The organism is Aeromonas sp. (assembly GCF_050252055.1).
GTDB classification, from domain to species: domain Bacteria; phylum Pseudomonadota; class Gammaproteobacteria; order Enterobacterales; family Aeromonadaceae; genus Aeromonas; species Aeromonas caviae.
This window is the reverse complement of the sequence record NZ_JBFWLQ010000003.1, coordinates 103,096-126,211: the sequence shown is the minus strand read 5'-3', so window position 1 is coordinate 126,211 and position 23,116 is coordinate 103,096. Positions and strand designations below refer to the sequence as shown.

The following is a 23,116-nucleotide window of genomic DNA, read 5'->3' as shown; positions in this document are numbered from 1 at the left end:
CATGTTTTTCAGCATTTTCCACTGAGGAAATTGAAGGGTAACAAAAGAGACTCATGACTCATCCGGCGAGGGCTGACCCGCAGGACGCGGCATAGCGAAAAAAAATCCCCCACAGGCAGCACCGCGAGTCGATTCATCCCATTTAGGGGGGAAGGGAAAAACAGCAGAAAATGGGGAAGAGCGGGGGCAGCCATCGCAAACCGGGGACAATGGCTGCCAGCCCAGATGAACCGTGGCTTTGGTCAAGTTACCCACAGAAACTGTGGATAACCCTGTTCATGAAACTTGGCGATCAGGCTGAAAGCCGCGCCAATACTGGGCTGCAAGGACTGTTCAAAAAATACCTGCAATAAATTGTTTCTATAAAAATCAAATAGTTATGCGCAGCAGAACAAAACGCTGCTGGTCAGTATCGGGAGATCAAAAGGGAGTCAGGCCGCAGGGAAGGGCTTGTGCATTAAAATTGGAAGAGGAAAGCACTAAAGTGGATAACTTGCACCGAGATGGTGAGGAATTGGCTCCCCCGACTGGACTTGAACCAGTGACATACGGATTAACAGTCCGCCGTTCTACCGACTGAACTACGGGGGAACATCAGGCAAGGAGGTGCATCATACAGAGGTCGTATTTCGGGGTCAATAGCCATCAGGGAGGGTGAGCGGATACCCAGCTCCTTCAACTCGGGGTACACTGCTCCCTTGCCGTTTTTTGCCGGGAGTCGTCATGAGCAAGTTATTCCAGTTGGCCAGCCAGTTTCAACCCGCCGGGGATCAGCCGAGGGCCATCGCCCAGCTGCTCGATGGCATCGAGTCGGGACTGGCCCACCAGACCCTGCTCGGGGTGACCGGTTCGGGCAAGACCTTTACCATGGCCAACGTCATCGCGACCCTCAATCGCCCCACCATGATCCTGGCGCCCAACAAGACCCTGGCGGCCCAGCTCTACGGGGAGATGAAGGAGTTCTTCCCCGACAACGCGGTGGAGTATTTCGTCTCTTATTACGACTACTACCAGCCCGAAGCCTATGTGCCGACCACGGACACCTTCATCGAGAAGGATGCCTCCATCAACGATCACATCGAGCAGATGCGGCTGTCAGCCACCAAGGCGCTGCTGGAGCGGCGCGACGTGGTGATCGTCGCCTCGGTGTCGGCCATCTATGGTCTGGGGGATCCCCAGGCCTACCTCAGCATGATGCTGCACCTCAAAGTGGGGGACGTGATCAATCAGCGGGATATCCTGCGCCGCCTCGCCGAACTGCAGTACACCCGCAACGACATGGCCTTCCAGCGCGGCACCTTCCGGGTGCGGGGGGAGGTGATCGACATCTACCCCGCCGAATCGGACAAGCTGGCCCTGCGGGTGGAGCTGTTTGATGAAGAGGTAGAACGCCTCTCCCTGTTCGATCCCCTGACCGGCGCCATCGAGCAGACGGTGGTGCGCTACACCATCTACCCCAAGACCCACTACGCCACCCCGCGGGAGACCATCCTGGGGGCCATCGAGCACATCAAGGAGGAGCTCAAGGGGCGGCGTGAGCAGTTGATGAGCCTCAACAAGCTGGTGGAGGAGCAGCGCATCAGCCTGCGCACCCAGTTCGACATGGAGATGATGCAGGAGCTGGGTTACTGCTCCGGCATCGAGAACTACAGCCGCTACCTCTCCGGTCGCGCGCCGGGTGAGCCGCCTCCCACCCTGTTTGACTACCTGCCGGGGGACGGCCTGCTCATCATCGACGAATCCCACGTCACGGTGCCGCAGATCGGCGCCATGTTCAAAGGGGACAGATCCCGCAAGGAGACCCTGGTGGAGTACGGCTTCCGCCTTCCCTCGGCGCTGGACAACCGGCCCCTCAAGTTTGACGAGTTCGAGGCACTGATGCCGCAGACGGTGTTCGTCTCGGCGACCCCGGGCCCCTACGAGCTGGAGAAGTCCGGCGGTGACGTGGTGCAGCAGGTGGTGCGTCCCACCGGCCTGCTCGATCCCGAGGTGGAAGTGCGACCGGTCAGCACCCAGGTGGACGACCTGCTCTCCGAGATCCGCAAGCGGGTCGCCGTGGAGGAGCGGGTGCTGGTCACGACACTGACCAAACGGATGGCGGAGGACTTGACCGAATACCTGGCAGATCACGAGGTACGGGTGCGCTATCTGCACTCGGACATTGATACCGTGGAGCGGGTGGAGATCATCCGCGACCTGCGCCTTGGCAAGTTCGACGTGCTGGTGGGCATCAACCTGCTGCGCGAAGGCCTCGACATGCCGGAAGTCTCCCTGGTGGCCATTCTGGATGCAGATAAAGAGGGCTTCCTGCGCTCCACCCGCTCCCTCATCCAGACCATCGGCCGGGCGGCACGCAACCTCAATGGCAAGGTGATCCTCTACGGCGATACCATCACCAACTCCATGAAGGTCGCGATTGAAGAGACCGAGCGGCGCCGCGCCCTGCAACACGCCCACAACCTGGAACACGGCATCGTGCCGAAGGGGCTCAACAAGGCCATCGGCGATGTGATGGACATGGGGGGCAGCCGCACGGCGGGCAAGGCCGGCAAGGGGAGTCGCAAGGCTGCCGAACCGCAAGGGGAGTACCATGCCCGCTCTGCCAGCGAGATCAGCAAGGAGATCAAGCGGATGGAAGAGCAGATGTTCCAGCATGCGCGGGATCTGGAGTTCGAACAGGCGGCGGCGCTGCGGGATCAGATCCAGCGGCTGCGCGGCGAGCTGATCGAGTCATGAGCGCCAGACGCTGGCTCATCTGGCGGCGTTTGCGCCGCCTCTATCAGGGCTTTCGCCACCCAGGCACACCCTGGTGGGCGAAGGGGCTGGTGATCCTTATCCTGCTCTATGGCATCAGCCCGGTGGACGTTGTCCCCGATGTGGTGCCTCTCCTTGGCTGGCTCGACGACGCGACCCTGTTGCTGCTCCTCTTGTGGGGCTGGGAGAAATGCCTGCCCGGCGAGGTGCTGGCCGCTCTGGACAAGGCCGAGTGAGCAGAAGCCTACGTTCAGGGAAAGGGGAAAAGAAGGGGGGATTGAATGACTCCCTTCATGGGGTTCGAAAAAGGGGACCATGGGGAGATTGTGAGCCAGGTCTCATTGGCGTAGACTCCACGCCGTTCACTTCATGGGTACCAAAAAATGGATCTGATCCTCTTTGCCATCGACTTTATTCTGCACGTTGACGTGCATCTGAAAGAGCTGTTCGAGAATTATGGCGTCTGGGTATACGCCATCCTGTTTCTCATCATCTTCTGTGAAACCGGGCTGGTGGTGACTCCCTTCCTGCCGGGGGACTCCCTGCTTTTTGCTGCAGGTGCCCTCACCGTGGGCAGCGTGCTGGACGTGCACACCCTGGCCGCCGTGCTGATCATCGCCGCGGTGCTCGGCAACGTGGTGAACTACACCATAGGCCACTTCTTCGGTGAGCAGCTGTTTCGCAACCCCGATTCCAAAATCTTTCGTCGGGACTATCTGGTCAAGACCCATGCTTTTTATGCCAAGCATGGCGGTAAGACCATCATCATCACCCGTTTCCTGCCCATAGTGCGGACCTTCGCCCCCTTCGTGGCGGGCATGGGGGCTATGACCTATCCCCGCTTCCTGGCGTTCAACCTGGTGGGGGGGCTCTTGTGGGTGCTCTCCTTCGTCTATGCCGGCCACTTCTTTGGCAATCTGCCGGTAGTGCGCCACAACTTTACCCTGCTCATCTTCGGCATCATCGCGGTCTCCTTGTTGCCCATGGTGATCGGCATGGTGAAGGCCAGGAGAAGTGCCAGCAAGGCTACCTCCGAAGGCGCGTGACATCGCCGTGCACGACATGAAAGAAGGGAGCATATGGCTCCCTTCTTGTTGGTTGGCTGAGTGGCAGGTCGCCGCTGCGCCCTTTGACCCGCTTGTGGCCTGTTACGATGATGCACACCCGCAGGCAGCCACTTCATTGGCAGAACAGGGAGAAGGGGAGCCGGCCCCCTGGGCATGGGGTCGTGAGGCGATAAGAGGAGATAAAAAGGGAGCCATGGGCTCCCTTTTATGGTCGAGTGAACGACTAGTTGCAGCAGCGCCCTTTTATCAGGTTGCCAGCAGCCACGATGACGAACACCAGCAGGTAGGCGGCAAAGATGACCACGAGCCACTGCGGCATGGAGAAACCGAGGAACTGCCAGCTGATCTCGCTGCAGTCGCCGTCCGGGTAGAACATCCAGGGAACCCATTTATCCAGTGGTGCCCAGGCAGGGAAGTCAACAAACCCTTCGCATACGTTGAAGGGGGAGGGGTTCATCTGGTAATCCACGTGCTTGAGCGCCAGTTTCAGGCCCCAGAAGGCGCTGTAACCCCACAGGAGCATGGCACTCCAGCGCAGGTACCAGCGCTCTGGCGCGACCATGCCGAGGAGCCCGGCGGTGAGCACGCCGAGGAGGGCGATACGTTCATAGATGCACATCACGCAAGGGTGCAAACCCAGCACGTGCTGGAAGAAGAGGGCACAGAGTTCCAGCGCGAAAGCGGAGGCTGCCAGCAATCCCCAGGCCAGACGATGACTGGCAATGCGGCGAAGATACTCGATCATCTGATTGATCTCTCAGAGAAAAATAGTGGCTGAATTAGAGCAGAGCCCCATCTGAAAAGAAAGGGGCCGAACAGCCCCTTTCATGATCAGTGTGTGGACGGGGTGGGCAGTGGTAGTGCCCCATGATCCAGCAACCACCCTGCCTGATAGAACCATTCGGTTGCAGGACCGAGGAGCAGTTCCACGGAGAAAAAGCCGACAAGCCCCAGCACCAGGGTATAGGGCAGCGCCATCCAGACCATGCGGCCATAAGAGAGGCGCAGCAGGGGAGCGAGGGCCGAGGTGAGCATGAACAGGAATGCGGCCTGGCCATTGGGGGTGGCGACCGACGGCAGGTTGGTGCCGGTATTGATGGCCACGGCCAGCAGATCAAAATGCTCCCGGCTGATGGCGCCGTTGATCAGGGCGGTCTTCACCTCGTTGATGTAGACGGTGCCGACGAAGACGTTGTCACTGACCATGGAGAGCAGACCGTTTGCCAGGTAGAAGAGGGCAAGCTGATCCTCCGGCTTGGCCGCCAGTACCCACTGGATCACCGGCTTGAACAGCTGTTGATCGATGATGACCGCCACCACGCTGAAAAAGACGGTGAGCAGGGCGGTGAACGGCAAAGCCTCCTGGAATGCCTTGCCAAGCGCGTGTTCTTCGGTCACGCCGGTGAACGCCGTCGCGAGCACGATGACCGTCAGGCCGATTAGCCCAACAGCAGCCAGATGGAGGGCAAGACCCGTGATAAGCCAGGTGGCAATCAGCGCCTGGACGATCAGCTTGGCCTTGTCCTGCGGGGTACGTTGTGCGTCTTCGTCGCGCTCGTAGGATTCCATGATGTGACGCACGGGCTCGGGCAAGCGGGCGCCATAACCGAACCAGCGGAATTTTTCGACCAGGATGCAGGTCAGCAGGCCGCAAATGAAGACCGGAATGGTGACTGGCGCCATGCGAATGGCAAATTCACCGAAGTGCCACCCCGCCTGTTCACCGATGATGAGGTTCTGGGGTTCGCCGACCAGGGTGCAGACGCCCCCCAGGGCGGTACCGATGGCGGCGTGCATCATCAGGCTGCGCAGGAAGGCACGAAACTCGTTCAGATGCTGGCGGGAGAGCTCGTCAATCTCTTCGTCATCATGATGCAGATTGCCGGACTCATCCCGGGAGGCCACCTTGTGGTAGATGGCGTAGAAGCCGGTTGCGACGCTGATGACCACGGCGATCACGGTCAGGGCATCAAGGAACGCGGAGAGGAATGCAGACACCAGGCAGAAGGCGAGAGAAAGCAACGTCTTGGAGTGGATGCGCACCAGCATCTTGGTAAAGACGTAGAGCAGCAACTGCTTCATGAAGTAGATGCCGGCCACCATGAAGACCAGCAGCAGAAGCACTTCGATATTGGCCACCAGCTCATGTTTTATCTGGTTGGCGGAGGTCATGCCGATGAGCACGGCTTCGATGGCCAGGAGTCCGCCCGGTTGCAGCGGATAGCACTTGAGTGCCATGGCCAGGGTGAAAATAAACTCGACAACCAGCAGCCAGCCGGCCAGGAAGGGATCAACGTAGAAAATGATCGGGTTGATCAGCAGGAATAGAACGATGGCAATTTTGTACCATCGCGGAGCATTGCCCAAAAAGTTCTTTGTAAACGCGCGCCCTAGGCTGATTGGCATAATGATGGTTCTCTGTTCTGTTGTTGATATCTGCGTCTATGCAGTCGAGCCCGACCCGAGCCGAACATCCGGATATTCACCTGTATCAGATTGATTGCACATGATTTTAATCAAGGGAGCGATAACTATAAATAAGCTCGCTGAACTTGCCCAGCGAGCAAACGCTTATATCCCCATCATTTGGTGTTGGTTGACTCCCCACTTGTTGCTGTATACATATTTTTAACAAAAAGATCGGGGTAATGTGAGCAGAGGACCGACCTTCTGCTTGCCAGCATGACCGGCTTTGCTATTATTCGGGGGCCTTTTTACGCACTACAACAGAGTCATTACATGGTCATTAAAGCGCAAAGCCCTGCCGGGTTTGCCGAGGAATACATCATCGAGTCCATCTGGAACAATCGCTTTCCTCCTGGATCCATTCTGCCGGCGGAGCGCGAGCTGTCCGAATTGATCGGCGTGACTCGCACTACCTTGCGTGAAGTGTTGCAGCGCCTTGCCCGTGATGGCTGGCTCACCATCCAGCATGGCAAACCGACCAAGGTCAACAATTTCTGGGAAACCTCCGGTCTCAACATCCTGGAGACCCTGGCGCGTCTCGATCAGGACAAGGTGCCTGATCTGGTGGCACAACTGCTCTCCGCCCGGACCAACATCTGCACCATCTTCATCCGTGGCGCCATTCGCAACAACCCGGAACAGGCCGCCGAGATCTTGCGTGGTGCCGATGATGTGGAGAACACGGCCGAGGCCTATGCGGACTTCGACTATCGTTTGCATCACCAGCTTTCGTTTGCCTCTGGCAACCCCATCTATGCCTTGATCCTCAACGGTTTCAAGGGCTTGTACAGCCGGGTTGGCCGCTACTACTTCTCGGACAAGCAGGCGCGGGAAACCGCAGATGCCTACTACAAGACGCTGCGCAAGCTGGCCGAAACCAAGGATCACGAAGCCGTGTTCATGACGGTACGCCAGTACGGTATCGAGTCTGGCAAGCTTTGGACCCGTCTGCGTCAGGACATGCCAAGCAACCTGTGTGACAATTGATTGCCCTGATCCAAGAAAAACGCGCCTGATGGCGCGTTTTTTTATGCCCGGCACTGACGTCAGGTCATGCTCTTGCGGTCCGGACAACGGCCGATGATATCTGCGGATAGCTCGCCATTGTCCTGCTCCAGCACCACATCGAAGCCCCACAGCTGATGAAGATGCTTTAGCACCTCGTGGCGTGACTCGCCAAGGGGGATGCGGTTGTGGGGAACATAGCGCAGGGTCAGGGAGCGATCGCCTTTCACTGCCACGTTGTAGACCTGAATGTTGGGCTCCAGGTTGCTCAGGTTGTATTGAGCGGACAGGGTGCTACGCACCAGCCGGTAGCCCTCTTCATTGTGAATGGCGGACACCTTGAGGTAGTTCTTCAGATCGTCGTCATCGATGGCAAAGAGCTTCATGTCTCGCATCACCTTGGGACTGAGGAACTGGCTGATGAAGCTTTCGTCCTTGAAGTTCTGCATGGCGAAATGCAATGTCTCGACCCAGTTGGTGCCAGCGTAATCGGGGAACCAGTATCTGTCCTCCTCGGTCGGGTGTTCGCAGATGCGACGCAGGTCCGTGAACATGGCAAAGCCAAGGGCGTAGGGGTTGATCCCCGAGTAATACCGGCTGTTGTAGGGGGGCTGATAGACCACGTTGGTGTGGCTGTGCAGCACCTCCAGCATGAAGCGATCGCTGATTTTTCCCTCGTCATAGAGGTGGTTGAGAATGGTGTAGTGCCAGAAGGTGGCCCAGCCCTCGTTCATCACCTGCGTCTGCTTCTGCGGGTAGAAGTACTGACTGATCTTGCGCACGATACGTACCACCTCGCGCTGCCAGGGCTCGAGCAGGGGGGCATTCTTTTCGATGAAATAGAGGATGTTCTCCTGAGGCTCGGCAGGATAGCGCCTGTCTTCCACCCCGGCAATCTTGTGCTGCTTGGGCAGGGTACGCCACAGCTCATTGACCTGGGTTTGCAGATAATCTTCCCGCGCCTTCTGGCGTCGCTTCTCCTCGGCCAGAGAAATCTTCTGGGGCCGCTTGTAACGATCCACCCCGAAGTTCATCAGGGCATGGCAGGAGTCGAGCAGTTTCTCCACCGCATCGATGCCGTGTTTTTCCTCGCACTCGGTGATGTAGTTCTTGGCAAACAACAGGTAGTCGATGATGGAGGAGGCATCGGTCCAGGCCTTGAACAGATAGTTGTTCTTGAAGAAGGAGTTGTGACCATAGCAAGCGTGGGCCATGACCAGCGCCTGCATCGGCATGGTGTTCTCTTCCATCAGATAGGCGATGCAGGGGTCCGAGTTGATGACGATCTCGTAGGCCAGTCCCATTTGGCCGCGCTTGTAGTTGCGTTCGGTGTGGATAAAGCGCTTGCCGAATGACCAGTGTTGATAACCGATGGGCATGCCCACGCTGGAGTAGGCATCCATCATCTGCTCTGCAGTGATCACCTCGATCTGGTTGGGATAGGTGTCGAGCTGATAGAATTTGGCGACCCGGGCTATCTCCTGGTGATAAAGCTCCAGCAGATCGAAGTTCCAGTCAGGACCATCGTCCAGCGGCGCTATCTTTCTTGCGGTTTCTACCATATGTGATCCCTCAAGCCGCTTGCTTCTTGAACAATTCCCGGAACACCGGATAAATGTCCTCGACCTTGCGAATGTGCTCCATGGCGAAGTGTGCGTATTGCTCTGCCACCGCCTCATATTCGTGCCACAGGGTCTGGTGGGCGCGGGTAGTGATCTCGATGTAGGAGTAGTAACGCACCCGCGGCATGATGTCGCGCATCAGGATCTCCCTGCACTGGGGTGAGTCATCGGCCCAGTTGTCACCATCAGAGGCCTGCGCCGCGTAGATGTTCCACTGGTTGGCGGGATAACGTTCGTTGATGATGTCGTTCATCATCTTGAGCGCACTGGAGACGATGGTGCCGCCGGTCTCCTGGGAGTAGAAGAACTCGTGCTCGTCCACCTCCTTGGCCTGGGTGTGGTGGCGAATGTAGACCACCTCGACATTCTTGTAAGTCCGGCTCAGGAATAGATAAAGCAGGATATAGAAACGCTTGGCCATCTCCTTGGTAGCCTGATCCATGGAACCGGAGACGTCCATCAGGCAGAACATCACCGCCTGGCTCGAGGGGACGGGCCGTTTGACAAAGTTGTTGAATTTGAGGTCGAAGGTGTCGATAAAGGGGACCGCATCGATCCGCCGTTTCAGCTCCCTGATCTCTTTTTCAAGTTGCGCCATTTCGGCGAAATGGTCGTTGGGCTCGCAGGCCAGCCGGGCCAGGCGCTCCTCCAGTTCACGCAACTGACGCTTCTTGCCTGCCTGCAGCGCCATGCGCCGCGCCAGCGAATTTTGCAGGGAGCGCACCACGTTGATGTTGGCAGGCACCCCGTTGGAGGTGTAGCCGGCCCGGTAGGTCTTCATCTCCATCAGCTGGTTGAGCTGGGTCTTTTGCAGCCGCGGCAGTTCCAGATCCTCGAACAACAAGTCCAGATACTCGTCTTTGGAGATCTGGAAGACGAAATCATCGACGCCCTCTCCTTGATCCGAGGCCTGGCCCTCGCCACTCCCCTGGCCGCCGCCACCCCCTTTGGGCCGGTCAATCTTGTCACCGGAGACAAACTGGTCGTTGCCCGGATGCACCATCTCCCGTTTGCCGCCATGACCCTGATGAAAATGGGGTTCCCCGATGTCCTTGGTCGGGATGCTGATGCTCTCGCCCTTGTCCACGTCCTGAATGCTGCGCTTGGAGACAGCATCCGAGACCGCTTGTTTTATCTGCTTCTTGTAGCGGCGGATGAAGCGCTGCCGATTGACAGCGCTTTTGTTTTTGCCGTTGAGCCTGCGGTCGATAAAATGCGCCATAACTCCCCCTTGAACACGGCAGGGTCAGGATGACTTGCGTACCCTGAGATACCACTCGGAGAGCAGCCGCACCTGTTTACGTGTGTAGCCTTTCTCCATCATCCGTTCGACAAAGTTATCGTGCTTCTTCTGCTCCTCAGCCGAGGTTTTGCTGTTGAAGGAGATAACCGGCAGCAGCTCTTCCGTGTTGGAGAACATCTTCTTCTCGATCACGGTGCGCAGCTTCTCGTAACTGGTCCAGTTGGGGTTACGGCCTGCATTGTTGGCCCGGGCACGCAGCACGAAGTTGACGATTTCGTTGCGGAAATCTTTCGGGTTGCTGATCCCGGCAGGTTTTTCAATTTTCTCCAGCTCGCTGTTGAGAGACGCTCTGTCAAACAGCTGGCCGGTTTCTGGGTCACGATACTCCTGATCCTGGATCCAGAAGTCGGCGTAGGTGACGTAGCGATCGAAGATGTTCTGACCGTACTCTGAATACGACTCGAGGTAGGCGGTCTGGATCTCCTTGCCGATGAACTCGACGTAGCGCGGAGTCAGGTAACCCTTGATGAACTCCAGATAGCGATCGTGCAGCTCTTGCGGGAACTGCTCGCGCTCTATCTGCTGCTCCAGCACGTAGAAGAGGTGCACCGGGTTGGCAGCCACTTCCGCGTGGTCGAAGTTGAAGACGCGGGAGAGGATCTTGAACGCGAATCGGGTGGAGAGGCCGTTCATGCCCTCGTCGACACCGGCATAGTCGCGATACTCCTGGTAGCTCTTCGCCTTGGGATCCGTGTCCTTGAGACTCTCGCCGTCATAGACCCGCATCTTGGAATAGAGGCTGGAGTTTTCCGGCTCTTTGAGTCGCGACAGCACCGAGAACTGGCCCAGCAGCTCCAGAGTACCCGGTGCGCATTTGGCCTCGGTCAGCTCGCTGTTGAACAGCAGTTTTTCATAGATCTTCACCTCTTCCGACACCCGCAGGCAGTAGGGCACCTTGACGATGTAAACCCGGTCGAGGAAGGCTTCGTTGTTCTTGTTGTTGCGGAACTGCTGCCACTCGGATTCGTTGGAGTGGGCCAGCAGGATACCGTCGAAGGGGAGGGCGGAGAGCCCCTCGGTACCGTTGTAGTTCCCCTCTTGCGTCGCCGTCAGCAGCGGGTGCAGCACCTTGATGGGGGCCTTGAACATCTCGACGAACTCCATCATCCCCTGGTTTGCCTTGCATAGCGCACCGGAGTAGGAGTAAGCATCGGCATCATCCTGGGCGAAGTGTTCCAGCATGCGGATATCGACCTTGCCAACCAGGGAGGAGATGTCCTGGTTGTTGTCGTCCCCCGGTTCGGTCTTGGCGATGGCGATCTGATCGAGGATGGAGGGGTTTACCTTCTCCACCTTGAATTTGGTGATGTCGCCGCCAAACTCGTGAAGGCGCTTGGCGACCCAGGGAGACATGATGGGGCGCAGATAACGGCGAGGGATGCCGTACTCCTTCTCGAGGATTTCGCCATCTTCGTCGATGTCAAACAGGCAGAAGGGGTGATCGTTCACCGGTGAGCCCTTGATGCGATAGATGGGCACTTTTTGCATCAGGGATTTGAGTTTCTCTGCCAGCGAGGATTTACCGCCGCCAACCGGTCCGAGCAGATAGAGGATCTGTTTCTTCTCTTCCAGGCCCTGAGCGGAATGTTTGAGGTAGGAGACAATCTGTTCGATGGCTTCTTCCATGCCATAGAAGTCTTTGAAAGCGGGATAACGCGCGACGACGCGGTTGGAAAAGAGACGGCTGAGACGTGGATTGGTCGAGGTGTCGATCATTTCCGGCTCGCCGATGGCGGTCAGCAGACGTTCGGCGGCAGAGGCGTAGCAGGATTTGTCCTGTTTGCACATATCCAGAAACTCCTGGATGCTGTACTCCTCCTCTCTGGCCTTCTCATACCGCTGTTGATAGTGCTCGAAGATGCCCATAACTTAGCCCTCGTTATAGTCGCTTGCCCTGAAAAAGAGTGGATCACTACTTTTGTTCTGTTTACCTCTTAAGCCTAGTCAACAGCCCCCAGTAATCCATCGCCATCATTGGTTTAAGTTTGTGCGGGAGCTTCCCGATCCTCGTGCGGGAAGAAGCAGTAAGTGACATACCTATGTTACTGACTGTTAAATTATTTTTGCCACGACAGTGATGCAAATGTCAAAGACATAAAAAATAAATCTTTGTGTGCCAGAGGGAGAAAATGGTGACGCTCTGTTTTGTCAGGGGGCGGTGCCAGCAAGGGCAAGGGCGGCAGGGAATAGAGGGTGAAAAGACGTGTCGCTTACGTCAACGTAATGCTATTTGTTTGGTGTTTTTGCTCTAATTTTTACATTGACGCTACATTCTGGCTGCTCTAGATTGAGCCCTGTGTCGAGCAGTCATCGCTTTAGCAAGAGAGTGGGTGATTGTGCAGATACTAAGCTCTGTTTAAGCACGTTTCCGTTGGCTTGACCCTCGCATCCGCGAGGGTCTTATTTTTTCAGCGCCTGAACGGCGCCAAACCTGCAAGCTCAGGATTCGGCGGGATAGAGGGCTGACACCGCCGCCAGCACCTCGGCGAAGGGATGGTTCGCCAACTGGCCAAAACCGGCCAGATCCCTGGCCTTGAGACGGGTGGTCAGCGGGGTGGCGATGCCACACAGGAAACGGGCCAGGATCCTGGGATGGCGCTGATGGCACAGGACGATCAGCGGATCGCACCAGGCGCGCAAACCGTGCTCGTTGGGTAAGCCCGGTGATGGCAACGGCGGCAACACTGCGATCTCTCCCCGGCAGATGGAACAGTGCCCGCACCGCTCGGGGGCCGCGTCGTCGGCAAAATAGCGGGCAAGCTCATGGCTGAGGCAGGTGGTCGAGGTGAAAAAGGCCAGCAGCGCCTGAAGGCGGGCCAGCTCGCTCTGCTCTTTCTTTTCAAACAATCCATGCAGCTCTTCGGCCAGGGTCGCGGTATCGATTTGTTGGCTCAGCACCCGATAGACCTCGGTCATCTGCTTGCTTTCAAGCTCGATCCAACCCTGCTGCTGCAGGTAGTCCAGCGCCGTCGCGGCGCGCTGGCGTTCCCCCTGGTATCCCTGCCACAGCGCTTCGAAGTCCATGGTGCACCAGGTGCGCGCCTGTGGCGCGCAGGCAAAGACCTGCTCCAGGAACTGGCGGCGTTCGGAATTGAAACGAGCGAGGATCGCCTGTTTTTCCAGTACGAACCTGAAACGGTACTCGGCAAAGTAGCTGTAGGCCGGTGCAATGACCCCCGCCATCTCCAGATAGACCAGCAGGGTCTTGAGGGGCAGTTGGCGAATGTTGGTCTCGTTGGAGAGGCGCAGCAGGCTGAATTCCCACTCGGCGCCGCTCTGGCGCACGATATCGAGCAAGTGCGCGATGGCATCCCTGTCCGGCGTATCCCCATAGACGAAGTTTTCCAGTACCGGCAACTGGGCGCGGCTCGCCAGCACGGTGCAGCGGGAGGGAAGCCCGTCACGTCCGGCGCGACCTATCTCCTGGCTGTAGTTCTCGATGGATTTGGGTAGGTCGTAGTGAATGACCCGGCGAATGTCGGCCTTGTCGATGCCCATGCCAAAGGCGATGGTGGCCACGATGCAGTCGAGTTTGCCAGCCATGAAGTCATGCTGGATCTGGCTGCGCAGGGCGGGATCGAGCCCCGCATGGTAAGCGCATGCCCGGATGCCGCTGGCCTGTAGCTGCGCGGCGCACTGTTCTGCGCTGTGTTGCAGAGTCACGTAGACGATGGTGGGGGCGGCCGGATCCCGGTGCAGCTCCTCGCGCAGCCAGCCATCGCGGGCCGTGCCGGCCAGCGGGATGACGGCGAGATCCAGATTGGGGCGATAGAAACCGGTCACCACCAGATCCTCTTTTTCTATGCCGAACTTGGCCTGCATGTCTGCCATCACCGCCGGGGTGGCGGTGGCGGTGAGCAGCAGCACCTGGGGAATGGCCAGATCGCGGCGATGGTCCGGCAGCTTCAGGTAGTCGGGCCGAAAGTTGTGGCCCCACTCCGAGATGCAGTGCGCCTCGTCCACCACCAGCAGGGAGAGCGGCACCTGGGCGATAAAGCGGCGGAAGCGTTCGTTCTTGAGGCGCTCCACCGAGATCATCAGGATCTTGAGCTGGCCGTCGCTGGCCTGCTGCATCACCTGCCGACTCTCCTCGGGGGTCTGGCTGGAGTCCAGGGTGGCGGCGGCGATCCCCTTGCTGCGCAAAAAGGCGAGCTGATCGTGCATCAGGGCCAGCAGGGGAGAGATGACCAGGGTCAGGTGGGGCAGTGCGAGGGCGGGCAATTGATAACAGAGGGATTTCCCCGCGCCAGTCGGGAAGATGGCTGCGGCGCTCTTGCCGGCCAGCAGACGACTGATCACTGCTTCCTGCCCGGGCCGCAAGCGATCAAAGCCGAAGTGTCGGGTCAATAAAGAGGTGATCATGGCAAGGCTCCCTGAAAAAGGGCGTCATCATATCACTTCTGGCCCAGTGGTGGCCGATGATCGGACTGGTTTGGTGACATTTTGACCGTGGTTGATATTGTGTTATCACATTGTTGTAGATTTTTTGTGAGGTAACCCTGATATTTTTCAGTGATTATGTGGAAAAAAACCATGGCAGATGGGATATTCCTGTCCGCAACCCCACGCGAACGGGACAGATCCACCAGAAGAGCTGCCCACGGCGTCACCGTCAACGGACCGGTGCCAATGCGCGGGGCTGGTTGCCAACAGGACTAATGATTCACGCACCATGAGTGCACAGGGACTACTTGATGACACAACAACACCCCCTCATTCGACTGGTCAACAGCACCAGTCTGGTTAGCCAGATCCTGGTCGGTCTGGTATTCGGTATCCTTCTTGCGATGTTCATGCCCGAGTGGGCCAAGGCGGCGGGTCTGCTCGGCAGTCTGTTCGTCGGCGCCCTGAAGGCCGTGGCGCCGCTGCTGGTCTTCGTGCTGGTGATGTCGGCGATCATCGGCCACAAGCACGGCCAGAAGACCAACATGAAACCGATCCTGCTGCTCTATGTGCTGGGTACCTTCCTGGCGGCTGCCGTGGCAGTGGTGGCGAGCTTCCTCTTCCCCTCCAACCTGCATCTGGTGGCCGGCGCTACCGAGATCACGCCGCCGGGGGGCATCACGGAAGTGCTGCAGACCCTGCTGTTCAACGTGGTGACCAACCCGGTGAAAGCACTGCTGGAAGCCAACTATATCGGCATCCTGGCCTGGGCCATCGGCCTTGGTATCGCCATGCGTCACGCCAATGAGAGCACCAAATCACTGATTTCCGATGTGTCTCACGGGGTTTCCGCCATCGTCAAGGCCGTGATCCGTTGCGCTCCGCTCGGCATCCTGGGTCTGGTTGCCTCCACCCTGGCTGAAACCGGCTTCGATGCGCTGTTTGGCTATGCCCAGCTGCTGGTGGTACTGATCGGCTGCATGCTGTTCATCGCCTTCGTGGTCAATCCGCTCATCGTCTTCTGGAAGATCAAGCGCAACCCCTATCCCCTGGTGCTGACCTGCCTGAAAGAGAGCGGTGTGACCGCCTTCTTCACCCGCAGTTCCGCCGCCAACATTCCGGTCAATATGGCCCTGGCCGAGAGGCTGCGCCTGCCGGAAGACACCTATGCGGTCTCCATCCCGCTGGGGGCCACCATCAACATGGCCGGCGCCGCCATCACCATTACCGTGCTCTCCATGGCGGCGGTGCATACCCTGGGGATGGAAGTGGACATGGCGACCGCCATTCTGCTCTCCGTCGTCGCCACCATCAGTGCCTGTGGCGCTTCCGGTGTGGCGGGCGGCTCCCTGCTGCTGATCCCGCTGGCGTGCAGCCTGTTCGGTATCAGCAACGATATCGCCATGCAGGTGGTGGCCGTTGGCTTCATCATCGGGGTGTTGCAGGATTCCGCCGAGACGGCCCTCAACAGCTCCACCGACGTGCTGTTCACTGCGGCCGCCTGCATGGCCGAGGATGAGAGCCTGCTGGATGCCGCCCCGGTCCCCAGCCGCGAAGCCTGATCCCCTCAGACGTTCCGCTCTGCACAGGCGCCCTCTTCGGAGGGCGCTTTTTATTTGCGCGGGCGTCAGGCGCCCTGCACCTTCTCGCCGTGTCATGGCATTGACAGTGCTCGGATCCCCCTGTGTGATTTCCCGGGAGGGGCCCGTTGGCCGCCTTCGTGTTCTCGCCACCGCCAACACGCCATTCCCTGTACCAACGTGCCCGGCGCTGCATTCGGCCGGGCATATCGGGCTGTTTGTGCTGTCAGCATGGCGGCTTGTGGCATCCCCTCTGGTGACCGAAGGGGTCATCTGTTCTTCGGTCGCTGCACGAGAATCCCGGTCAAGGCCCTCTCGGCGGTTTGCCTGCGCCCTGTGGCCGGTACTTTCCCTGAGTGCCTTGAAGAAAGGCTCCATTGGGTGGGGGTGTCGGCTCTCTGGGCTAAACCCCGAAGAGCGGGCGTTCCTGGCAAGGACAAGGGCTCTAGTGTTCTGCCTGGCAAGGCCGATGGCGAGCAGCAGATGACGGGATAACACAGTACGTCTTGGTCGTGTGTCATGGGCGAAGGAATATGAGCGGCAAGCTGTCACCAAGGGGAAAGAGAGTGGGTGAAAGGGCTGTCTCTGATTTGAGGGCAGGGGGCTCTGATCATCTGAGCCCAGTGCCTGATGATCATAACGAACACAGCCCGGCAGAGGAGATCTGCCGGGCTGTGGGAGGCGCCGGGCCTATGCTGGCCCGACGGTATCGCAGGAAGGCTTAGCCGACCAGTTGATAAAGGATGGCGGAGATGGCGATAAGGCCCATGGTCGCCACGAAGACGTTGCTGATCTGGCCCTGGTATTTCGCCATGGCCGGAACGCGCTTGATGGCGTACATGGGCATGAGGAACAGGATGGTGGCGATGATGGGGCCACCCAGGGATTCGATCATCCCGAGGATGGAGGGGTTGATCACAGCAACGCCCCACAGGGTCAGGATGAAGAAGGCGATGATGAACAGCTCCACTTTCTTGTGGTTCGGTGCCTTGCCGGAGCTGCGCATGTTCTGGACGATCATCCCTTTCAGACCTTCACGGGCACCCAGATAGTGGCCGAAGAAGGAGGAGACGATGGCCACGAAGGCAACCAGCGGACCGAAGTAGGAGATGATGGGGCTCGCATGCTGGTTGGCCAGGTAGGAGAGCACGGCGATGTTCTGGGACTTGGCTTCTGCCAGCTGGGCCGGCGTCAGGCTCATCACGCAGGAGAAGACGAAGAACATCACGAAGCCCAGCAGAATGATGGCGGTGCGTTTGAGGATGGCGTCGGACTTGGCGACGGCATGCTCACCGTGATCACGGCGCTGAGCCAGGGCGAAGCTGGAGATGGCCGGGCTGTGGTTGAAGGAGAAGACCAGCACCGGGATGGTCAGCCACAGGGTGGTGGCGAAATCCTTGGTGCTCGGCATTTCATTCAGGGCCGCACCGGTCCAGTCCGGGATCAGGTACAGGGAGATGCCCGCCAGAATGGCGATGAGCGGATAGACCAGGAACTCGGTCACTTTCAGCATCAGCTTCTCGCCAGCCAGCATCACGGACATCATGGCCATGATGAGCACGATGGAGAGGATCCAGCGCGGAGGCGGCGTCATCTGCAACTGGTTGACAAGGAAGCTTTCAACCGTGTTGGTGATGCCCACGCCGTAGATCAGCACGATGGGGTAGATGGCAAAGAAGTAGAGCAGGGTGATCAATTTACCGGCACCCACGCCGAAGTGCTCTTCCACCACCTGGGTGATGTCGGCATTGGGCTGCTTGGAGGAAAGCACGAAGCGCGCCAGACCACGGTGGGCCAGGTAGGTCATGGGGCCGACCAGCAGCGCCATCACCACCAGCGGCCAGAAGCCACCCATGCCAGCGTTGATGGGCAGGAACAGGATGCCTGCACCGACGGCGGTACCGAACAGGCTGATCACCCAGGTGGTGTCTTGTTTACTCCAACCGCGAGATTGGACCGAGCTGATTCCTTGCTCCTGTGCGGCTGCAACATCCTGTGCGCCAGTGACAGTATTGGACATGTGTCTCACCCCGAATGTGTGGTTTTAATTAGTCGGCGCAAGAATACTTTCTTTTTAATCAAAAATGTTGATCAAATTCACCTTTGTGCGGCTGAAACCCGTACTTTCTTGTAGAAATGTGATCAAAAGAATAAAAAATCAAAATTTATTTATCAAATGCAGTGTTATTTGAATGTTAACTGGATAATTTCCCACCTCATCATGTTGTCGAAATGTTATGTCGAGATGTGCTGGGCAAGCTGGCGGATCATGCTGGCAGTGGCTCCCCAGATGAAAGATTGCTCCCAAGGGATCCAATAGATGGTGTGACGACCGTCCGCTCTTGGCAGGCTCAGGGCTATGTGCTGCCCCGGATCCAGCACGTGAGCGAGGGGGACTTCGAAGGCCTGGGCCACCTCGCCCTGGCTCAGGGTCAGCCCGTAGCCCGGGTCGAGCATGGCGAGGACCGGCAGCACATCGTAGCGCGAGACGGTATTGAGAGGGGTGAGGCTGCCGATGATCCGGATCTGGGAGGGGGGAATGCCAAGCTCCTCCTCGGTTTCCCTGAGCGCGGTGTGAATGAGGTCCCGGTCTTCCGGGTCCTGACGCCCGCCGGGAAAGCTGATCTGTCCCGGGTGGTGGCGCAGGGCGGTGCTGCGGCGCGTCAGCAGCAGATACAGGCCCTCGGGGCGCTCCACCAGGGGGATCAACACGGCGGCAGGTTTGAGCCCGGCCAGTGCCAGGCGATGGGCGGGGGCGGGGCGCTGCAGCAAAAAGCGGGTCAGCAGCTCGGCACTCGTCATCTCCATGGGTCTCCTTGTGTCGGCCCCGCAGGGCCGGATGGGGTCAAAGGGCATCGAGCAGTGGCAGGATGCGGGCCACCTTGTCGTAGGTCTCCTGATATTCGGCGTCGGGATCGGAGTCGGCGATGATGCCGCCCCCCGCCCAGCAGTGCAGCTGACCGGCTTCGGCGATCAGGGTACGGATGCAGATGCTGGTATCCATCCTTCCGTGCTGACTCAGATAACCGATGCTGCCGCAGTAGGCATTGCGCCGCACCGGCTCCAGCTCCTCGATGATCTCCATCGCCCGGATCTTGGGAGCCCCTGTGATGGAGCCGCCGGGGAAGCAGGCCCGCAGCAGATCCACTTCTTGCCAGCGCGCATCCAGTTCTCCGTGAATGGTGGAAACCAGATGATGCACCGCCGGGAAGGATTCCACGGCAAAGAGGTGCGGGACCGTGACCGACCCCGGCCGGCTCACCCGGCCGATGTCGTTGCGCAGCAGATCGACGATCATCAGGTTCTCCGATCTGTCCTTGTCGGCGCTGGCGAGCGACTCGGCCACCCTGGCATCCTGGGCGGGATCAGGGTGGCGAGGCCGGGTGCCCTTGATGGGCTTGGTCTCGATATGGCGCTTGTCGAGCAGCAGGAAACGCTCCGGGGAGAGGCTCAGAATGGCGCTGTGCGGCAGGCGGACAAAGGCGGAGAACGGCGCCTTGTTGGCGGCGCTCAGGGCGAGATAGGCGGACCATTCATCCCCCTGATAAGGGGCGCTGAAGCGCTGGGTCAGGTTGATCTGGTAACAATCCCCCGCCGCCAGATAGGCCTGGATACGGGTAAACTTGTCTCCGTATTCGGCCCGCGTCATGTTGCTCTGCCAGGGGCCGGTCAGGCGAAGGGGGAGGGTGGTTCGTTCGCGCTGCGCCATCAGCCAGTCGAGCCTGCGGGCGAGGCCGGCTTCATCACCCCAGTGGGCCAGTTGCCAGTGTCCCGTCGCGACATTTCGCAGCAGCGCCCAGTCGTAGATCCCGACCGCCATGTCGGGCACGTGGATGTCCTGTTGCGCCACTGCGGGCAGACGCTCGAATCGTCGGCCCAGATCGTAGCCAAAGAGTCCCAGGGCTCCCCCGATAAACGGCAATCCCGAGTCATCCTCAACGCGCTCCCCAAGCAGGGCTTGCTGGGTCTTGGCGAGCAGGGCGAGGGGATCGCCGTCATGATGGTGCTGGTGGTTATCCCGGGTGAGGCAGGTGCTGGTACCCCGGGTTTCCAGGGTGGCAAGCGGATCGGCGCTGATGATGTCAAAACCGTTGTCAGCCCCCAGGGGGCCGGCGGATTCCAGCAGGATGGCCCAGGGTTGGTGTTGCAGGCAGGCAAACCAGGTGTGGAGCGAGGCCTGCGGGTCGAAATGGTGGATATGCAGTCTTGGTTTCATTTTTTGTTACATAGGCAACAGTTTGCGCCCGGCTCCCTAGCCGGTTCGGGTGGTCAAGCGTATCATGGCCGCCGGCATTTTTAAGAAAAACACCGTTATAAAAACACGCCGCAGTCTGCCGGCTCCAGGTGCATTTGCCACCTGCCGAAGGCCCGGCTCATATGGAAGCCCTTGCTCGCGCAAGCGATAACAAGGACCAGTGAGGATGATATGAGCATCATTAGAAAACAGGACTTTATCGATTCCATTGCTGACGCCCTGCAGTACATCTCCTTCTACCACCCCCTCGATTTCGTGCAGGCCGCCAAGGCCGCCTATGACCGCGAGATCAACCCGGCCGCCAAGGATGCCCTGGCCCAGATCCTGATCAACTCCCGCATGTCTGCCGAAGGTCATCGCCCGCTCTGTCAGGATACCGGTATCGTCACCTGCTTCGTCAAGATCGGCATGCAGGTACAGTGGGACAGCGACATGACGGTCCAGGAGATGGTGGATGAGGGCACCCGCCGCGCCTATACCAATCCGGACAACCCGCTGCGCGCCTCCGTGCTGGCGGATCCGGCCGGCAGCCGCAAGAACACCAAAGACAATGCCCCCGCTGTCGTGCACATCGACATGATCCCCGGCGACAAGGTGGAAGTGAGTATCGCGGCCAAGGGGGGCGGCTCCGAAAACAAATCGAAGATGGTGATGCTCAACCCCTCCGACGACATCGTGGAGTGGGTGCTCAAGACGGTGCCGACCATGGGGGCTGGCTGGTGCCCGCCCGGCATGCTCGGCATCGGCATCGGCGGCACTGCCGAGAAAGCGGCGGTGCTCGCCAAGGAAGCCCTGATGGAGCACATCGACATCCAGGAGCTGATTGCCCGTGGTCCCGAGACCACCGAAGAGAAGCTGAGGGTCGAGCTCTATGACAAGGTCAACAAGCTCGGGATCGGTGCCCAGGGGCTGGGCGGCCTGACCACGGTGCTGGATGTGAAGGTGAAATCCGCACCGACCCACGCCGCCTCCAAGCCGGTGGTGATGATCCCCAACTGCGCCGCCACCCGTCACGTGCATTTCGAACTCGATGGCTCCGGCCCGGCGGAGCTGACACCCCCCAGGCTGGAAGACTGGCCGGAGATCACCCGTGAGTCCGGTGGCAATGTGCGCCGGGTCAACGTGGATGGCATCACCAAGGCAGAGCTTGCCAGCTGGAAGAGCGGCGATACCGTGCTGCTCTCCGGCAAGATCCTGACCGGCCGCGACGCCGCCCACAAGCGCATCGCCGACATGCTGAAAAAAGGTGAAGGACTGCCGGAAGGGGTCGATTTCACCAACCGCTTCATCTATTACGTGGGCCCGGTCGATGCGGTGCGTGACGAGGTGGTCGGCCCGGCTGGCCCCACCACGTCCACCCGGATGGACAAATTCACCGACATGATGCTGGGAGAAACCGGCCTCATCGGCATGATCGGCAAGTCCGAGCGCGGCCCCAAGACGGTCGAGAGCATCAAGCAGCACCAGGCTGTCTACCTGATGGCGGTGGGCGGCGCCGCTTACCTGGTGGCGAAAGCCATCAAGAAGGCGCGCGTGGTGGCCTTTGCCGATCTGGGGATGGAGGCCATCTACGAGTTCGAGGTGGAAGACATGCCGGTCACCGTGGCGGTCGACTCCCAGGGCAACAACATCCACGAAACCGGCCCGGCCTACTGGTCCGCCAAGATTGCCGAGCTGGAGACCAAGCTGGCTTGATCAATCGGACTTCGATGCAAACGCAGAGCGATTAGCCCCGTACAGCAGCATGTTGAAAGGCGACCCTCGGGTCGCCTTTTTTGCGGGCCCCATTTGACTGTCTGGGCCTGAGCAAATTTACTGCTGCTGTGCTGCTGTGCTGCTGTGCTGCTGTGCTGCTGTGCTGCTGTGCTGCTGTGCTGCTGTGCTGCTGTGCTGCTGTGCTGCTGTGCTGCTGTGCTGCTTTGTCTTTGTCGCCATGGCATCCCGGGTCGGAAGCCTGGATAACCCGGTGGGCAATGCCGGCGCATTGGCTGTCACGCCGAAGGGGCGATCAGTGGTTCAGGTAGACATCCTGGCCGCCGTAACTCAGTGCCCCACCCAGAGGGGTTGAGGGCTCGAAGAAGCGGGTCAGGACACCGGCTCGCTGGCCCAGGGTGCTCAATGTGCTCCGGTCCAGGGCAACCTGTTCGGGCAGCCAGGTCAGCACGGCGGCGCAGTGACCATTGATCAGGCTCTGCTCCAGCAGGCGCTGCCAATTCTTGATCTTGGGGGCGTGCACGACAAGCACCCTGGCAGGATTGATCCCTCTGGCCTGCAATTGCGCGGCGGCGGGCAGACCGGGCGGGGCGACGAGCAGGATCCAGCCACTGTCAGACTGACTCAGTTGCCCCAGGGCATCCAGCAGCGGCGCTTCCTGATGGAGAGGGCCGCGCCGCTGCTCTTGTCCCATCTTGCTCTGATGGCGAGTGGGCCAGGTGGTGATCAGACCGGCAGAGGAGGAGGGGGGGCAAAGATTCAGGGGCTGGCTCATATGTCGTTCCTGTATGAATAACCATGCTGTATGTGTATACAGTAGTTCTGTTCGCAAGGAGTGACAAGTCATTTGTGGCTAAAAGTGTGAGCCGATTAACAGGGGATGATTTTAACTACATGATTAAAAAGGATATTTATATCTTCCTTATACAGGGTGTTTTTTAACCTGTAGACAAACTTCGGGTCGGCGC

General features: G+C 59.1%; 17 protein-coding genes and 1 tRNA gene. 6 read left to right on the top strand and 12 right to left on the bottom strand.

Going from position 1 to position 23,116, the window contains the following annotated elements; translation table 11 throughout:
* Window positions 1–515: 515 nt before the first annotated feature.
* Window positions 516–591, bottom strand: a tRNA-Asn gene (locus AB7E19_RS06670).
* Between the two features lie 132 nt (window positions 592–723).
* On the opposite strand from AB7E19_RS06670, the gene uvrB reads away from it, so the two are divergent.
* From uvrB to AB7E19_RS06655, 3 genes are all read left to right on the top strand, one after another.
* Window positions 724–2,736 carry an excinuclease ABC subunit UvrB gene (uvrB, locus tag AB7E19_RS06665; protein ID WP_427934763.1) on the top strand — a complete coding sequence of 671 codons (2,013 nt, stop codon included), beginning with the start codon at window positions 724–726 and terminating at the stop codon, window positions 2,734–2,736.
* Window positions 2,733–2,990 (top strand): DUF1232 domain-containing protein, encoded by a 258-nt coding sequence (locus AB7E19_RS06660; protein ID WP_010674910.1) that lies wholly within the window; start codon window positions 2,733–2,735, stop codon window positions 2,988–2,990. The genes uvrB and AB7E19_RS06660 overlap by 4 nt, the downstream gene beginning before the upstream one ends.
* Window positions 2,991–3,137: 147 nt before the next feature.
* On the top strand, window positions 3,138–3,800 hold the full coding sequence (locus AB7E19_RS06655) for a DedA family protein (RefSeq protein WP_010674909.1): 663 nt from the start codon (window positions 3,138–3,140) through the stop codon (window positions 3,798–3,800).
* A 244-nt stretch (window positions 3,801–4,044) separates the two neighbouring features.
* On the opposite strand, the gene dsbB is transcribed toward AB7E19_RS06655, so the two are convergent.
* Window positions 4,045–4,566, bottom strand: coding sequence for a disulfide bond formation protein DsbB (gene dsbB, locus AB7E19_RS06650; protein WP_010674908.1), 522 nt, complete (start codon window positions 4,564–4,566; stop codon window positions 4,045–4,047).
* An 86-nt stretch (window positions 4,567–4,652) separates the two neighbouring features.
* Window positions 4,653–6,227 carry a Na(+)/H(+) antiporter NhaB gene (nhaB, locus tag AB7E19_RS06645; RefSeq protein ID WP_010674907.1) on the bottom strand — a complete coding sequence of 525 codons (1,575 nt, stop codon included), beginning with the start codon at window positions 6,225–6,227 and terminating at the stop codon, window positions 4,653–4,655.
* 333 nt (window positions 6,228–6,560) lie between these two features.
* On the opposite strand from nhaB, the gene fadR reads away from it, so the two are divergent.
* Window positions 6,561–7,274 (top strand): fatty acid metabolism transcriptional regulator FadR, encoded by a 714-nt coding sequence (gene fadR, locus AB7E19_RS06640; protein ID WP_010674906.1) that lies wholly within the window; start codon window positions 6,561–6,563, stop codon window positions 7,272–7,274.
* A 59-nt stretch (window positions 7,275–7,333) separates the two neighbouring features.
* Here fadR and AB7E19_RS06635 read toward each other — a convergent pair whose 3' ends face one another.
* The 4 genes from AB7E19_RS06635 to AB7E19_RS06620 form a co-directional block, all read right to left on the bottom strand.
* The gene (locus AB7E19_RS06635) at window positions 7,334–8,854 is read right to left on the bottom strand and encodes a SpoVR family protein (protein ID WP_316287595.1); all 1,521 of its coding nucleotides are present in this window, start codon (window positions 8,852–8,854) and stop codon (window positions 7,334–7,336) included.
* 10 nt (window positions 8,855–8,864) lie between these two features.
* Complete coding sequence (locus AB7E19_RS06630; protein WP_109422195.1) at window positions 8,865–10,136, bottom strand: YeaH/YhbH family protein; 1,272 nt, start codon at window positions 10,134–10,136, stop codon at window positions 8,865–8,867.
* Window positions 10,137–10,160: 24 nt separating this feature from the next.
* Window positions 10,161–12,083, bottom strand: a complete 1,923-nt coding sequence (locus tag AB7E19_RS06625; protein ID WP_010674903.1) for a PrkA family serine protein kinase — start codon at window positions 12,081–12,083, stop codon at window positions 10,161–10,163.
* Window positions 12,084–12,656: 573 nt separating this feature from the next.
* Window positions 12,657–14,579, bottom strand: coding sequence for a RecQ family ATP-dependent DNA helicase (locus AB7E19_RS06620; RefSeq protein ID WP_427934758.1), 1,923 nt, complete (start codon window positions 14,577–14,579; stop codon window positions 12,657–12,659).
* Window positions 14,580–14,911: 332 nt separating this feature from the next.
* Between AB7E19_RS06620 and sstT the strand changes: the two genes are divergently transcribed.
* A complete protein-coding gene (sstT, locus tag AB7E19_RS06615; protein ID WP_151027679.1) occupies window positions 14,912–16,162 on the top strand; it encodes a serine/threonine transporter SstT in 1,251 nt (416 codons plus the stop codon).
* Between the two features lie 739 nt (window positions 16,163–16,901).
* Here sstT and AB7E19_RS06610 read toward each other — a convergent pair.
* The 3 genes from AB7E19_RS06610 to pabB form a co-directional block, all read right to left on the bottom strand.
* The gene (locus AB7E19_RS06610; RefSeq protein ID WP_029314600.1) at window positions 16,902–18,200 is read right to left on the bottom strand and encodes a serine/threonine transporter; all 1,299 of its coding nucleotides are present in this window, start codon (window positions 18,198–18,200) and stop codon (window positions 16,902–16,904) included.
* 215 nt (window positions 18,201–18,415) lie between these two features.
* Window positions 18,416–18,982: a CoA pyrophosphatase gene (locus AB7E19_RS06605; RefSeq protein WP_322131747.1), complete on the bottom strand. Its 567-nt coding sequence runs from the start codon at window positions 18,980–18,982 to the stop codon at window positions 18,416–18,418.
* Between the two features lie 43 nt (window positions 18,983–19,025).
* Window positions 19,026–20,396 (bottom strand): aminodeoxychorismate synthase component I, encoded by a 1,371-nt coding sequence (gene pabB, locus AB7E19_RS06600; RefSeq protein WP_322131744.1) that lies wholly within the window; start codon window positions 20,394–20,396, stop codon window positions 19,026–19,028.
* Window positions 20,397–20,606: 210 nt separating this feature from the next.
* Between pabB and AB7E19_RS06595 the strand changes: the two genes are divergently transcribed.
* On the top strand, window positions 20,607–22,130 hold the full coding sequence (locus tag AB7E19_RS06595; RefSeq protein WP_039040872.1) for a fumarate hydratase: 1,524 nt from the start codon (window positions 20,607–20,609) through the stop codon (window positions 22,128–22,130).
* A gap of 117 nt (window positions 22,131–22,247) precedes the next feature.
* Here AB7E19_RS06595 and AB7E19_RS06590 read toward each other — a convergent pair whose 3' ends face one another.
* Window positions 22,248–22,370: a hypothetical protein gene (locus AB7E19_RS06590; RefSeq protein WP_256094329.1), complete on the bottom strand. Its 123-nt coding sequence runs from the start codon at window positions 22,368–22,370 to the stop codon at window positions 22,248–22,250.
* A gap of 73 nt (window positions 22,371–22,443) precedes the next feature.
* A complete protein-coding gene (locus AB7E19_RS06585) occupies window positions 22,444–22,923 on the bottom strand; it encodes a cell division inhibitor (RefSeq protein ID WP_201888295.1) in 480 nt (159 codons plus the stop codon).
* Between the last annotated feature and the right edge of the window lie 193 nt (window positions 22,924–23,116).